Here is a 12330-nt window from a genome sequence, read left to right on the forward strand (position 1 = left end):
ACCAGGCAGACGCGACGGAGCTCTCAGCTCAGCCGAGGCTCACCGGGCCAGGATGAGACTCATCGCCTCGGCACGAGTGGTGGCATCCCGCAACTGCCCCCGCACAGCGGACGTCGTCGTCTTGGCCACCGATCCCCTGGATCCCCTCGCCCGTTCCGCCCGCAGCCGCCCCAACTCCAGCGCCACACGCGCCTCTTCGAGCCCGTACCCCAGCTTCGCGAGCTGCTCCTGCGCTGACGTCAACTGCCGTACGGCCGCCTCGTGTTCGCCGTGCGCGGCCTTCAACAGGGCTTCCGCCCGGTCCAGCACGGCGAGGACGCTCGCCCGCCCGAGCCGCGAGGCGTGCTCGCGCGTGGCGTCGATGACGTCCTGCGCTTCCGCGAGCTCGCCGATCCGGATCAGCGCCTCGGCGAGGTCACCGTGCCAGCGGCCGCGCGCGGGATCGAAGATGCCGAGTCCCTGCTCCAACTCCCGTGCCCGGCGCAGGGACTGGACCGTGCCCGCGGCGTTCCCGGCTACGAGCTGGGCATGTCCGCGCGCGCCCAGCGCGCGCGAGAGGTAGATCAGGTCGCCGTCCTCCTCGGCGCGGCTGACCGCGTCGCCGGCCAGGGCGAGGGCCCGGTCCACGTCGCCGCCCGCGGCCTCGGCGAGCGAGGTGAACATATGGCCCGCCGCCTCGCCGATCCCCGTGTCCCGCCCGAGCGCAAGGCTCTCGTGGGCGAGGTCGAGGGCCCGGCCGCAGTGCCCGGCGCGCAGTTCGGTCTCGGCGAGGCCGCGCAGGAAGTGCACTTCGGCCTCGACCATGCCGCGCTTGCGGACCTCGCCGAGGAGCCCGGTGATCGTCGTACGGGCCTCGGTGAGCTGGTCGCTCATGATCTGCCAGCGGAAGCGGGTGGCGCCCGCGCCGTTGTGATCGCAGGCCACCTGCGGGTCCTGCGGTTCCGTGAGGGCCCGTTCCAGGGTCGCCGGGGCGTCGGGATGCCCCATCAGGGTCTCCATCTGGGCCTGGAACGACAGGGCCATCAGCTCGGTGCGCCGGTCGGCGGCCGTGGCGGCGAGCCGCGCGGCGTGCGCGGCCTCCTCGCGGCCCTTCGTCATCTCGCCCTCTACGAGCAGGGCGCGCCAGGCGAGTTGGTAGCGGACCAGCGCGAGCAGCCGCGGGTCCTCGCCCGCATCCGCGAGGGCCTGCGGGAAGACGGACTCGACCTCGGCCATCGCCTGGCCCGCCGCGTCGATGACGACCATCCAGGCACGTACCCGGATCGCCGCGTCGGTCGCCCGGTCCAGTACGTCACGGGCCACCTCCCGCGCGAGATCGCTGTCACCGGAGGTCAACGCGTCCTCGGCGGACCTCAACCGGCGTTCGTCCGCGCCCGGTTGGGTGCCCGGCGGGGTGTGCCGGGCGGCGAGCAGGCCGAGTTGGGCCGCGACCGAGGGGGCCCCACGGTCCCGGGCCAGAGTCGCGGCCTCGGCGAGCCGCGCGGCGACCGTCTCGTCCGTACCGGTGGTGGCCAGGGCGAGATGGCGGGCCCGTTCGATCGGATCGGAGGCCGCCGTGGACAGCGCGGCATGGGCGTCCCGCCGCTCCTGGGGCGTGGCCTGCGCGTACAGCGCGGCCGAGACGAGCGGATGCGCGAACCGTACGGTCCCCTCCTGGCCGTCCGGGCCGCCCGTCGCCACCAGCCCGAGGGAGGCCGCGAGCGCCGTCTCCGACTCCGCGTCGCCCCGGCCCGCGGCGTGCAGCAGCGCGAGCGTGGGGCGTGCACCGGCGCTCGCGACGAGCAGCGTGCGCCGGGCCTCGGCGGACAGCAGATCGAGGCGGCTGAGGACCAGGGCGCGCAGCGAGGTCGGCACCGGCAGGGGCTCGCCGGGGCGGGGCGGAGTCGGGCTCTCGGCCAGGGCGCGGCCGAGTTCGAGCGCGAACAGCGGGTTGCCGCCGCTGGTGTGGTGGATGTCGCGGACGGTCGAGCGGCGCAGGCCGGTGTAGCCGCGGGCGGTGAGGAGTTCGGAGACCTTGGAACCGGTGAGCGGAGCCAGGCGCAGGGCGAGCGACTCCGGAGGATACGCGCGTAGATACGGAGCGTGTTCCTGCTCCTTCGGCTCCGTGCGCGTACGCACCGCGCCGAGCATCCGCACCGGCATCCCACCGAGGCGACGCGCCGCGAAACCGAGCAGCTCGGCGCTGGGCGCGTCCAGCCACTGAAGGTCGTCGGCGACGAGGAGTACGGGCCCCCTGGCCGCCAGCGCACGCAGCACCGACAACACTGCGAGGCGCAGCGCCAGCCCGTCCCGGTGGAGGGACGATTCGCCGCGGCCGGTGAGCGCCGCTTCGAGCGCGGCACGCTGCGGGAGGGGCAGCGTGTCCGCCACCTCGTCGGCGACGAGGCCGAGCAGATCGACGAGGGCGAGGAAGGGGAGGTGGGATTCCGACTCGGTGGCCGAGCAGCGCAACACCGTACGGGCCGATTCGGCGTATTCCGCGTCCAGCGCGCGGAGCATGGTCGATTTCCCGATTCCGGGCGGACCGTGCAAGAGGACGCTGCCGCCTCCGGAGAGCTGGTCACGCGCGCGCCCCAGCAGCTCGTCCCGGCCGATGACCTGGTCGGAACGGGGTCTGACAGGCTCCTCGACATCCCGTCGCACGCGCACCGCCCCTCTCATGTCGTGTCCGTTTCAATATTAAGCAAAGACCGCCTGAATTTCGGAGGGGTGGACGGTGAGGGAAATAACAAGTTCAGACGTGGTTCACGGTTTCGGTATACGGGATTTCAGGGTGCCCGATCTTGAATGGCCGCCCACTGTCGGCCCTCACGTCACGGCAGCAGCCCCGCCCGTCGCGCCGCCACCACCGCCTCCAGCCGCGTATGCGCCCCCAACTTCCGCATCGCGGACCGCAGATACGCCTTCACCGTCTCCGCCCGCAGCCCCAGCCGCTCCGCGGCCACCGCGTTGGTCGCACCGCCGGCCACGCAGACCAGGACGTCCAGCTCACGCGGAGCGAGCCGCACACCACCAGCCGTGACCGGAGCCGGAGCCTCCGCCAAGGTGTCGCAGACCGCGAGAAGCTCGGCCCGCAGCTCCGGGTCCGCGACCCGCGGGGCCAGCGCCCGCAACGCCCCGTGCGCCTCCCGGACCTGCTCCCACGCCGCACCCGCGCCCGCCTCCGGCTCGCGCGCCGCCGCCAGCAGACCCTCCGCCTCATCCCGTACGACCAGCGACTGCTCCACGTCCCGCGCCGCCTCCACCGCCGCGTTCAGCGTCCGGTCGCCCAGCGGCTGAGCCGTACGCAGCGCGCCGTACAACACCCCGCGCACCCGGCGGCGTACGACAACAGGCACCGCGAGCACCGACCGCAGCCCCTCCGCGGCGACCGCGGCGTCGTACTCGTGGCTGATCTGCCGCGAGGAGGAGTAGTCGGTGACGGCGCAGGGCCGGGCCAGGGCGACGGTCTTGCCGCCGAGCCCGTTGCCCGACGTCACCGCGAGCGCGCGGAGTGCCGTCGTCCTGTTGCCGTTCAGCTCGCTGATCCGCATCTGCCCGCGATCCGGCTCGACCAGGCCGCCGAAGGCGACCGGCAGCCCCGTCGCGCGCCGCAGCCGTATCAGGGCGCCCCGCATGTCCACCGCTCCGGTCACATCCGCCGCCATCTGCCCGTTCCTTCCGCCGCAGCGCACCCCCCGTTCGGGGGTAGTGAGATCCACGTCACGACTACACGATGTCATTGAGTCGCCCGGCAATGTGGCCGGGTTCGAGGAGGAAGACGGATGACGACGCCGACGGAGCGCTTCCGCAGCGCGCGGGACTTTCTGCTGGAGCACCGCGAGGACTATGCCACGGCCTACAAGGGCTTCAGCTGGCCACGGCCGGAGTACTTCAACTGGGCACTCGACTGGTTCGACGTCATCGCGCGCGGCAACGACCGCACGGCCCTGCACATCGTCGAAGAGGACGGCGAGCGCGTCGAGCTGTCCTTCGCCGCGATGTCCGAACGCTCAGCGCGCACCGCCAACTGGCTGCGCCGGCAGGGCGTACGCGCCGAGGACCGCGTCCTCGTCATGCTCGGCAATCAGGCCGAGCTGTGGGAGACGGCCCTCGCCGCGATGAAGCTGCGCGCCGTCGTCATCCCCGCGACACCGCTGCTCGGCCCCGCTGACCTGCGTGACCGCGTCGAGCGCGGGCGCGTACGGCATGTGATCGTGCGGGCCGAGGACACCGCCAAGTTCGACGACGTACCCGGCCGCTACACCCGCATCACGGTCGGCGGCGAGCGGGACGGCTGGCGATCGTACGAGGACGCCTACGCCGCCCCCGCCCACTTCGAGCCCGACGGCGTCACCCACCCCGACGACCCCCTGATGCTGTACTTCACCTCCGGCACGACCGCACGCCCCAAACTCGTCGAGCACACCCATGTGTCCTACCCCATCGGCCACTTGGCGACCATGTACTGGATCGGCCTCAAGCCCGGCGACGTCCACCTGAACATCTCCTCGCCCGGCTGGGCCAAGCACGCCTGGTCCAACCTCTTCGCCCCCTGGAACGCGGAAGCGACCGTCTTCCTCCACAACTACACGCGCTTCGACGCGCCCCGGCTGATGGCGGAGATGGACCACGCGGGCGTGACGACCTTCTGCGCCCCGCCCACCGTGTGGCGCATGCTCATCCAGGCCGACCTGACCCAGCTGCGGACCCCGCCGCGCGAGGCCGTCGCCGCCGGGGAGCCGCTGAACCCCGAGGTCATCGAGCAGGTCCGGCGGGCCTGGGGCGTGACGATCCGGGACGGTTTCGGGCAGACCGAGACGGCCGTGCAGGTGTCCAACAGCCCCGGACAGCCGCTGAAGACCGGCTCCATGGGGCGGCCCAGTCCGGGCTTCCGGGTCGAACTGCTCGATCCGGTGTCCGGGGTGCCCGGTGTGGACGAGGGCGAGATCGCGCTCGACCTGGCCCACAAGCCCGTAGGGCTGATGACCGGCTACCACGGCGACCCCGACCGTACGGCGGAGGCGATGGCCGGCGGCTACTACCGGACGGGCGACATCGGTTCACGCGACGCCGACGGCTACATCACGTACGTCGGGCGCAGCGACGACGTCTTCAAGGCCAGCGACTACAAGATCAGCCCCTTCGAGCTGGAGAGCGCGCTCCTGGAGCACGAGGCCGTTGCCGAGGCGGCCGTCGTCCCCGCCCCCGACGAACTGCGGCTCGCCGTCCCGAAGGCGTACGTCGTGCTGGCGGAGGGCTGGGAGCCGGGCCCCGACACGGCGAAGGTCCTCTTCGAGCACGCGCGCACCACCCTCGCCCCGTACAAGCGCATCCGCCGCCTGGAGTTCGGCGACCTCCCCAAGACGGTGTCGGGCAAGATCCGCCGGATCGAGCTGCGCGAGGCGACGGCGGCGGGGTCGGACGCCGAGTACCGCGAGGAGGACTTCCGGTGACCGAGCTGTCGTACGCGCATGGGACGAGCACGACGCCGCTGCTCGGCGACACCATCGGGGCCCGTCTCGACCGGGCGATCGCCGAGTATCCCGGGCGGGAAGCGCTCGTGGATGTGCCCTCTGGGCGGCGCTGGACGTACTTGGAGTTCGGCGCGGCGGTCGACGAGGTGGCGCGTGGGCTGCTCGCCAAGGGTGTGGTGAAGGGCGACCGGGTCGGCATCTGGGCGGTCAACTGCCATGAGTGGGTGCTCATCCAGTACGCGACCGCCCGCATCGGCGCGATCATGGTGAACATCAACCCCGCTTACCGAGCCCATGAGCTGGAGTACGTGCTGAAGCAGGCCGGGATCTCGCTCCTGGTCGCCTCACTCGCGCACAAGGGGAGCGACTACCGGGCGCTGGTTGGCCAAGTGCGCGGAAAATGCCCGCAGTTGCGCGAGACGGTCTACATCGGCGACGAGAGCTGGGACGCGCTCGTGGCGGGCGCGGCGTCGATCCCGTACGAGCAACTGGCGGCGGCAGGCGCCGAGTTGAGCTGTGACGACCCGATCAACATCCAGTACACCTCGGGCACCACCGGCTTCCCGAAGGGCGCCACGCTCTCCCACCACAACATCCTCAACAACGGCTACTGGGTGGGCCGGACCGTCGGCTACACCGAACAGGACCGGGTGTGTGTGCCGGTGCCGCTGTACCACTGCTTCGGCATGGTCATGGGGGTGCTGGCCGCCATGGCCCACGGCGCGTGCGTCGTCCTCCCGGCCCCGTCCTTCGATCCCGCGGCAACGCTGAAGGCCGTAGAGCAAGAGCGCTGTACGTCCCTGTACGGCGTCCCGACGATGTTCATCGCCGAACTGAACCTCCCCGACTTCGCGACGTACGACCTCACCTCTCTCCGTACCGGGATCATGGCGGGCTCGCCCTGCCCCGTGGAGGTCATGAAGAGGGTCGTGTCCGAGATGCACATGGCCGAGGTCTCCATCTGCTACGGCATGACCGAGACCTCGCCCGTCTCCCTCCAGACCCGCCGTGACGACGACCTGGAGCACCGCACCGGCACGGTCGGCCGCGTACTGCCGCACATCGAGGTCAAAGTCGTCGACCCGGCGACCGGGGTGACGCTGCCGCGCGGCTCCGCCGGCGAACTGCGTACCCGCGGCTACAGCGTGATGCTCGGTTACTGGAACGAGCCCGAGAAGACCGCCGAGGCCGTCGACTCCGGGCGCTGGATGCACACCGGGGACCTGGCCGTGATGCTCGACGACGGCTACGTGCAGATCGTCGGCCGGATCAAGGACATGATCATCCGGGGCGGCGAGAACATCTATCCGCGGGAGATCGAGGAGTTCCTGTACGCGCACCCGAAGATCGCGGATGTCCAGGTGGTGGGCGTACCCGATGAGCGGTACGGCGAGGAGGTCCTCGCCTGCGTCATTCCGCGCGATCCCGGCGATCCGCTGACCCTGGAGGAGCTACGGGCCTTCTGCGCGGGGCAGTTGGCGCACTACAAGGTGCCCAGCCGGCTGCGGATTCTGGAGTCTTTTCCGATGACGGTGTCGGGGAAGGTGCGGAAGGTGGAACTTCGGGAGCGCTACGCGGACTAGCCCTGGACCAGCCCTACGCCCCGGGCTCCTCCTCCTGCTCCTGCGAGAGGCGCCCGGGGCGTAGTCGTATTGCTTGTGTGATCCGCGTTATCCGAACATGCCGGGCTGGTAGTCGCCGGCGGGTGTCTGGAGCATGACGTTCCCGCGGTTGAAGGCGTTGATGACGGCGATGACGCATACCAGGTCGGCGAGCTGGTCCTCGTCGTAGTACTTGGCGGCGTTCGCCCAGGCCTCGTCCGTGACACCACCGGCCGCGTCCGCGATACGGGTGCCCTGTTCCGCCAGCTCCAGGGCCGCACGCTCGGCCTCGGTGAACACGGTGGCCTCGCGCCAGGCCGCGACCAGGTTGAGGCGCGTCCAGCTCTCCCCGGCGTGCACGGCGTCCTTGCTGTGCATGTCGGTGCAGAAGCCGCAGCCGTTGATCTGGCTGGCGCGAAGCTTCACCAGTTCCTGCGTCGAGAGCGGCAGCGTCGAGTCCGCGAGCGCCTTGCCCGCCGCGACGATGTGCTTGAAGGCCTTGGCTGCGTTCGGGCGGGCCATGATGTCCAAGCGAGCTTCCACGATGAGCTCCTCCGTCGTTGTTGGTGGCTTCACGTGTACGACGGGGCGGCGCGACGAGATGTGACACGCGCGAATGTGACCTGCGTCTCTAGTTGTCTCTAGTGCTGTGACCGCATGCGCATGGGTGCGCCGGTTCGGATGCCTTACAGGTTGTTCACATAGAAGCTGGTGAGTCGTTCGACGGCAGCGTCGACGTATTCGGGCTCGTCGTACATCTCGTAGTGGCCGGCGCCGTCGATCACCATGAGGTCGACGGGGTTGGGGACCAGCTTCCACAGCTGCATGCCGGTGTCGTAGGAGCCGGTGTTGCCGATGCGTCCGGCGAGGATGACCTGTAGTGGCTGGGTCATGAGCTGGTCGGCCAGGTGGAACGCGTCATAGCCCAGTAGGAGGGAGTCGCTGCGCGAGAGGCGCCGATTTGTGGAGTGTTCGTTGCCGCCGCGTTCGGTGCGGTAATAGGTGATGGCCCGAGTGGTGTCGATGTCGGTCAGGCCCGCTTTCGTGGCGTCTTCGAGGGTGTCGGGCAGCCAGTTCACCCGGGTCATCTCGCCAGAGCGGGCCTCTTCGATACGTGCCTCCGCTAGGGCGTCGAGTGCGGCGGCCGGGCCGTCGGGCTGGAAGCTGCGGAACGAGGTGCCCATGTTGCCGGGGACGACCGTGCCGACCGCCTTGATGCGGTGGTCCGTGCGGGCGGTGTGCACGGCGTAGCCGCCACCGGCGCAGATGCCGAGGACGCCGATGCGCTGCGGGTCGATGCCGGGGGTCGTCGTGAGCACGTCGATGGCGTAGGAGATGTCCTCGCCTCGGCGGTAGGGGTCTTCGAGGTCCCGGGGCTCGCCTCCGCTCTGGCCCTGATGGGCGGGGTCGAAGACGAGCGCCGCGATGCCGCGGGCGGCGAGACGGGAGGCGTAGTTGGCGCCGATCTGCTCCTTCACGCTGCTGCCTGGGGTGGAGAGCACCACCGCGCGCAGCGGTGTGCTGCTCTCGGCGTTGTCGGGCAGGTGGAGGTCGGCAGCGAGTTCGATGGGACCGCGCGGGATCGTGAGGTGCTGAAGCATGCGTGGCTTCCTTCGTGAGGTCGTTGTTCCATAGGAGTCCAGTACAAAACAGCAGCTGGTACAATCTGAAACTAATACGAAACGGTACCATCTACGGAGGCTCGCATGTCAGTCGACGGGGCACAGCTGTGGACGCTGAACCAGCGGCTGCTGGGCGTCGTGATGGATGCCTGCACGCGGGAGCTGGCCGAGCTCGGGTTGGAGACGAAGGAGTTCTTCGTCCTGGCCGAGGTGGAGGCATCGCCGTACCCGGCCGAGGTCGCGACTGCGCTCCTGCTGCCCAAGGCGAGCGTGACGGTCTACGTTCGCAACCTCGTCGCCAAGGGCCTTATCCGCCGCGAGATCGACGAGGCGGACTTGCGGCGTCATCGGCTCGTACTGACCGCTGAGGGCACGCAAGCACGCGATCGAGCACTTGCGGCCCTCGCGGCGGAGTACGACCGCAGGTTGGCGAGGGTTACCCCCCAGGACCGCGTTGAGCTGCAACGCATCCTCAAAACGATGCTCGCCTCGCCCGCGTCAGGCCGTATGCGCGAGTGATTCGTCTGCCCAGTGCTCTGCTGCGCGTTCGGGCTGCGACCGCGTATCCGGGCGCGCAGCCCGGATCGACCTCAGTGTGGCCTGGGTGTTCACCGCCCCCTTCGTGCGGCACTAGCCGAGGTTTTGCTCGGAGTCTCTGCGCATACAGACCCGAGGCCAGCGGTCGAGGCCGTGTTCGGCTTCGGTGGCGCGGATCTTCCGCAGGCCCGGGGTGAGTTCGGGGCCGGTCAGGGCGCGGAAGCCGAGGCGTTCGTAGTACGGGGCGTTCCAGGGGACGTCCGCGAACGTGGTCAGCGTGAGAGCGGTCAGCCCCTCGTCACGCGCGCACTCGGCGGCGTAGGCGATAAGGACCCGGCCCACGCCCCGCCGCCCCGCGTCCGGATGGACGGTGACCTGCTCGATGTGAAACGCCCCGTCCACAGGTTCGCCGACCAGATACGCCACGACGTGCCCGGTGGCGTCATCCTCGGCGACCCAGGCATGCCCCGCCTGCCGGAACCGCTCCAGCACGTCGAGCGAGGGCGGCGCGTCGTCGGCGATCTCCGGCATACCGAGGGGGCGGAAGAGCTCGCCGGCGGCGCGCTCGATGTCTTGGAGGAGGGGGAGGTCGGCGGGTGTGGCGGGCCTTATGGGCATGGGCGCAAGTATGAGGTGCCGGTTGGTGGTTGATCTGCTGATTTTGGAGCCCGGTCCCGCCACCAATCAGTCCGAGAGGCGGAGGCTGTTGCGCACATGGCGGGGCAGGTCGATTTCGGCTCGTACGGTTTTGCCGGGGGGTTCGCGGTCCAGGATCTCCCAGCGGTCGGCGAGCGTCTCGACGAGGAGGAGGCCGCGGCCGGAGTCGGCGAGGGGGGACGGGGGCTTTACGTCGCCGGGGCCCGGCGGGCGGGCCTCGGTGCGGGTGTCGGTCACCTCGATGCGGAGGCTGCCGGGGATGAGGGAGAGGCACAGTTCGAAGTCGCGGCCCGGTACGCGGCCGTGGGTCACCGCGTTGGCGCCCAGCTCGGCGACGATCACGGCGGCGCTGTCGGAGGCGCGGGTGCCGTGCGGGATGCCCCAGTCGTGAAGCTGGTTCAGGGCGAGGCGCCGGGCGAGGCGGGCGCCGAGCGGGGTGGCACTGAAGCGCTGGGTGAACACACGTACGGTGACGGGGAGTTGGCGGGTGGCCGGTGCTGTCATGCGCCCAATGTGGCGGCCTGGAAGGGCACTTCACCAGGCCTGACCCGCGTACGCTGCGCGAGCGTACGCGGTTACGGGCTGGACAGTACTCATAACGTCCCGTAACGATGGGCGGGTCGGGTGTGTGCGGCGGGGCGGGTGCGCGGGAGGTGGCCAAGGGTGGCCGAAGACACGGTCGGTACGGATGTCGGCGGGACGGGCGCGGACGGTACGCCGGCGGAGGCGACGGCCGGAGTCCCGGCCACCTTCCGCGGCGAACCGGAGTCCTCCGACAGCCTGCGCACGTTCGGCGCCGTACTCCAGGCCCTGCGTGAACATGCGGGGCTGAGCAGGCAGGAGTTCGCCGAACTGGTCCGGTTCTCCAAACACACGGTGGCGTCTGTGGAGTTGGGCCGCCGGATGCCGGACCCGACGTTGGTGGAACGGTCGGAGGAGGCTACGGGGAACACGGGGGCGCTGCGGAAATCGGTACGGCATCTGGCACGGCAGCCGGGGTTGGCGGCTTGGTTCCGGCAGTGGGCTCGGCTGGAGGCGACGGCGATCACGTTGTACACGTACGAGTGCCGCGTGGTTCCGGGCTTGTTGCAGACGGAGGCGTATGCGCGGCAGTTGTTCGTCGACGAATTGCCGCCGCTGGAGGACGATCAGATCGAGGCGCAGTGGGTCGCTCGGGCTGAACGGCAACGCCTGCTGCGGGAGAGGCCGAACACGACGTTCAGCTTCATCCTCGAAGAGCAGTTGTTCCTCCGGCGCACGGGCGGGGTGGAGGTCACGCGGGAGCTCATCGACCACGTGTTGGAGGTCGCCGAGCTGCGGAACGTCGAGATCCAGATCATGCCGTTGGTACGCGAGTCCCATGCCGGGTTGCACGGCTCCGTGCAGTTGCTGGAAACCCCCGAGAACAAGTGGTTCGCCTACACCGAAGCCCCGGAGAGCGGCCAGCTCATCTCCGATCCCAAGGTCGTGAGCGTGCTCCAGAGGCGGTATGCCAGGATGCGTTCGCAGGCTCTCACCCTCGAAGACTCCGTGGGCCTGTTGCAGCGGATGCGAGGAGCGCTATGAGCACCAGCGAACGTACTTGGTTCAAGTCCAGCTACAGCAGCAGCGGTTCCGGCGACTGCGTCGAAGTCGCCACCTGCCCAGACACCGTCCACGTCCGGGACTCCAAGGACAAGCAGGGCCCACAACTCGCCCTCTCTCCTGCCACCTGGATCGACTTCGTCTCGTACGCCGCCCAGACCTGACCGTTCACAACGCCGCGCCCCGCACTGGCCCAACTCCGAGACGCTGTTGGTCAGTTCGGGGGATGCGTGACGGCTGCCCCCGAGACCCGGCTGTGGTCTTGGGGACTGCCGTGGTCTTCCAGCGATAGCTGGGGAGCCTAGGGCGAGGCCGTTCAGGCCGAACGGGGTCTGGGGCGGAGCCCCAGCGGGGCCCAGGGGCAGCGCCCCTGCCACGCGGCGGAGCGGCATATTCAATGCAGCGGGAAGGGGCGGGGTGGGGAAAGAAACCGAGCTCAAGCCCCCGCCTCGACCAGCTCGTCAGCCAAGCTGTTCACCGGCTGCGGCGTCCCCGTCAGGTCCAGCACGAAGAGCGGGACGCCGAGGGAGTCGGCGACGGAGCGAGCGTCCTCCGCGTACCCGGCCAGGGAAAAGTAGACGCACCCCGTCGACTCCGTCATCGCCGTAAGCCACAGACACTCCACGTCACGCAGCGAGGCCGGCCGCAAGGTCGGATCGACCTGCGCGAGAACGCCGCGCGCGGCCAACCCGATCCCGGAGGGCGGACGCTGATCAGCCCTCCGGATGTCCTGGTAACCGAGCCACCGGAGGTACAGGGCGGCGGCGGTCACGGCGTCCCGTGCCGTACGTATCGTCACCGGGTTGAAGGGCGGCCGGGCTGCGCCCGGTCGAGGGCATCCGCGCCGAGATGGCCGCCATCACGGCCTCCGAG

Annotated in this window: 11 protein-coding genes and 1 pseudogene; 5 read left to right on the plus strand and 7 right to left on the minus strand. The window is 70.1% G+C overall.

Translation table 11 applies throughout. The features are described from left to right. Positions 1-39: 39 nt before the first annotated feature. Together G6048_RS41915 and G6048_RS41920 are read right to left on the minus strand one after the other, a co-directional pair. Positions 40-2643 (minus strand): ATP-binding protein, encoded by a 2604-nt coding sequence (locus tag G6048_RS41915; RefSeq protein ID WP_165344859.1) that lies wholly within the window; start codon positions 2641-2643, stop codon positions 40-42. Positions 2644-2813: 170 nt separating this feature from the next. Beyond that, the gene (locus G6048_RS41920) at positions 2814-3647 is read right to left on the minus strand and encodes a helix-turn-helix transcriptional regulator (RefSeq protein WP_165344860.1); all 834 of its coding nucleotides are present in this window, start codon (positions 3645-3647) and stop codon (positions 2814-2816) included. A gap of 117 nt (positions 3648-3764) precedes the next feature. On the opposite strand from G6048_RS41920, the gene G6048_RS41925 reads away from it, so the two are divergent. Both G6048_RS41925 and G6048_RS41930 read left to right on the plus strand, forming a co-directional pair. Continuing rightward, the gene (locus tag G6048_RS41925; RefSeq protein ID WP_165344861.1) at positions 3765-5435 is read left to right on the plus strand and encodes an AMP-binding protein; all 1671 of its coding nucleotides are present in this window, start codon (positions 3765-3767) and stop codon (positions 5433-5435) included. Further along, on the plus strand, positions 5432-7039 hold the full coding sequence (locus G6048_RS41930) for an AMP-binding protein (RefSeq protein ID WP_165344862.1): 1608 nt from the start codon (positions 5432-5434) through the stop codon (positions 7037-7039). Before G6048_RS41925 ends, G6048_RS41930 begins: the two co-directional genes overlap by 4 nt. Before the next feature lie 87 nt (positions 7040-7126). On the opposite strand, the gene G6048_RS41935 is transcribed toward G6048_RS41930, so the two are convergent. Next, positions 7127-7600: a carboxymuconolactone decarboxylase family protein gene (locus G6048_RS41935; RefSeq protein WP_165344863.1), complete on the minus strand. Its 474-nt coding sequence runs from the start codon at positions 7598-7600 to the stop codon at positions 7127-7129. 143 nt (positions 7601-7743) lie between these two features. Then, positions 7744-8658, minus strand: a complete 915-nt coding sequence (locus tag G6048_RS41940; protein ID WP_165344864.1) for an alpha/beta hydrolase — start codon at positions 8656-8658, stop codon at positions 7744-7746. 105 nt (positions 8659-8763) lie between these two features. Here G6048_RS41940 and G6048_RS41945 point away from each other — a divergent pair, with 105 nt between their 5' ends. Beyond that, positions 8764-9198 (plus strand): MarR family winged helix-turn-helix transcriptional regulator, encoded by a 435-nt coding sequence (locus tag G6048_RS41945; RefSeq protein WP_165344865.1) that lies wholly within the window; start codon positions 8764-8766, stop codon positions 9196-9198. Positions 9199-9309: 111 nt separating this feature from the next. Here G6048_RS41945 and G6048_RS41950 read toward each other — a convergent pair whose 3' ends face one another. Together G6048_RS41950 and G6048_RS41955 are read right to left on the minus strand one after the other, a co-directional pair. Beyond that, a complete protein-coding gene (locus tag G6048_RS41950; RefSeq protein WP_165344866.1) occupies positions 9310-9834 on the minus strand; it encodes a GNAT family N-acetyltransferase in 525 nt (174 codons plus the stop codon). A 66-nt stretch (positions 9835-9900) separates the two neighbouring features. Then, positions 9901-10377, minus strand: coding sequence for an ATP-binding protein (locus G6048_RS41955; RefSeq protein ID WP_165344867.1), 477 nt, complete (start codon positions 10375-10377; stop codon positions 9901-9903). A 159-nt stretch (positions 10378-10536) separates the two neighbouring features. Between G6048_RS41955 and G6048_RS41960 the strand changes: the two genes are divergently transcribed. Next, entirely contained in the window at positions 10537-11439 is a 903-nt protein-coding gene (locus G6048_RS41960) for a helix-turn-helix domain-containing protein (RefSeq protein WP_165344868.1), read from the plus strand. Continuing rightward, positions 11436-11621: a DUF397 domain-containing protein gene (locus tag G6048_RS41965; RefSeq protein WP_165344869.1), complete on the plus strand. Its 186-nt coding sequence runs from the start codon at positions 11436-11438 to the stop codon at positions 11619-11621. The genes G6048_RS41960 and G6048_RS41965 overlap by 4 nt, the downstream gene beginning before the upstream one ends. Before the next feature lie 272 nt (positions 11622-11893). Here G6048_RS41965 and G6048_RS41970 read toward each other — a convergent pair. Continuing rightward, positions 11894-12274: pseudogene (locus tag G6048_RS41970) on the minus strand (hypothetical protein); the annotation flags it as partial. Positions 12275-12330 lie beyond the last annotated feature (56 nt).

The organism is Streptomyces ureilyticus (assembly GCF_011045025.1).
Lineage (GTDB): Bacteria > Actinomycetota > Actinomycetes > Streptomycetales > Streptomycetaceae > Streptomyces > Streptomyces ureilyticus.

Bases quoted from the DNA above. Each gene is read 5' to 3' on its own strand.
- G6048_RS41920 (WP_165344860.1), bottom strand. From the start codon at position 3,647: ATGGCGGCGGATGTGACCGGAGCGGTGGACATGCGGGGCGCCCTGATA.
- G6048_RS41925 (WP_165344861.1), top strand. From the start codon at position 3,765: ATGACGACGCCGACGGAGCGCTTCCGCAGCGCGCGGGACTTTCTGCTG.
- G6048_RS41940 (WP_165344864.1), bottom strand. From the start codon at position 8,658: ATGCTTCAGCACCTCACGATCCCGCGCGGTCCCATCGAACTCGCTGCC.
- G6048_RS41945 (WP_165344865.1), top strand. From the start codon at position 8,764: ATGTCAGTCGACGGGGCACAGCTGTGGACGCTGAACCAGCGGCTGCTG.
- G6048_RS41950 (WP_165344866.1), bottom strand. From the start codon at position 9,834: ATGCCCATAAGGCCCGCCACACCCGCCGACCTCCCCCTCCTCCAAGAC.
- G6048_RS41955 (WP_165344867.1), bottom strand. From the start codon at position 10,377: ATGACAGCACCGGCCACCCGCCAACTCCCCGTCACCGTACGTGTGTTC.
- G6048_RS41965 (WP_165344869.1), top strand. From the start codon at position 11,436: ATGAGCACCAGCGAACGTACTTGGTTCAAGTCCAGCTACAGCAGCAGC.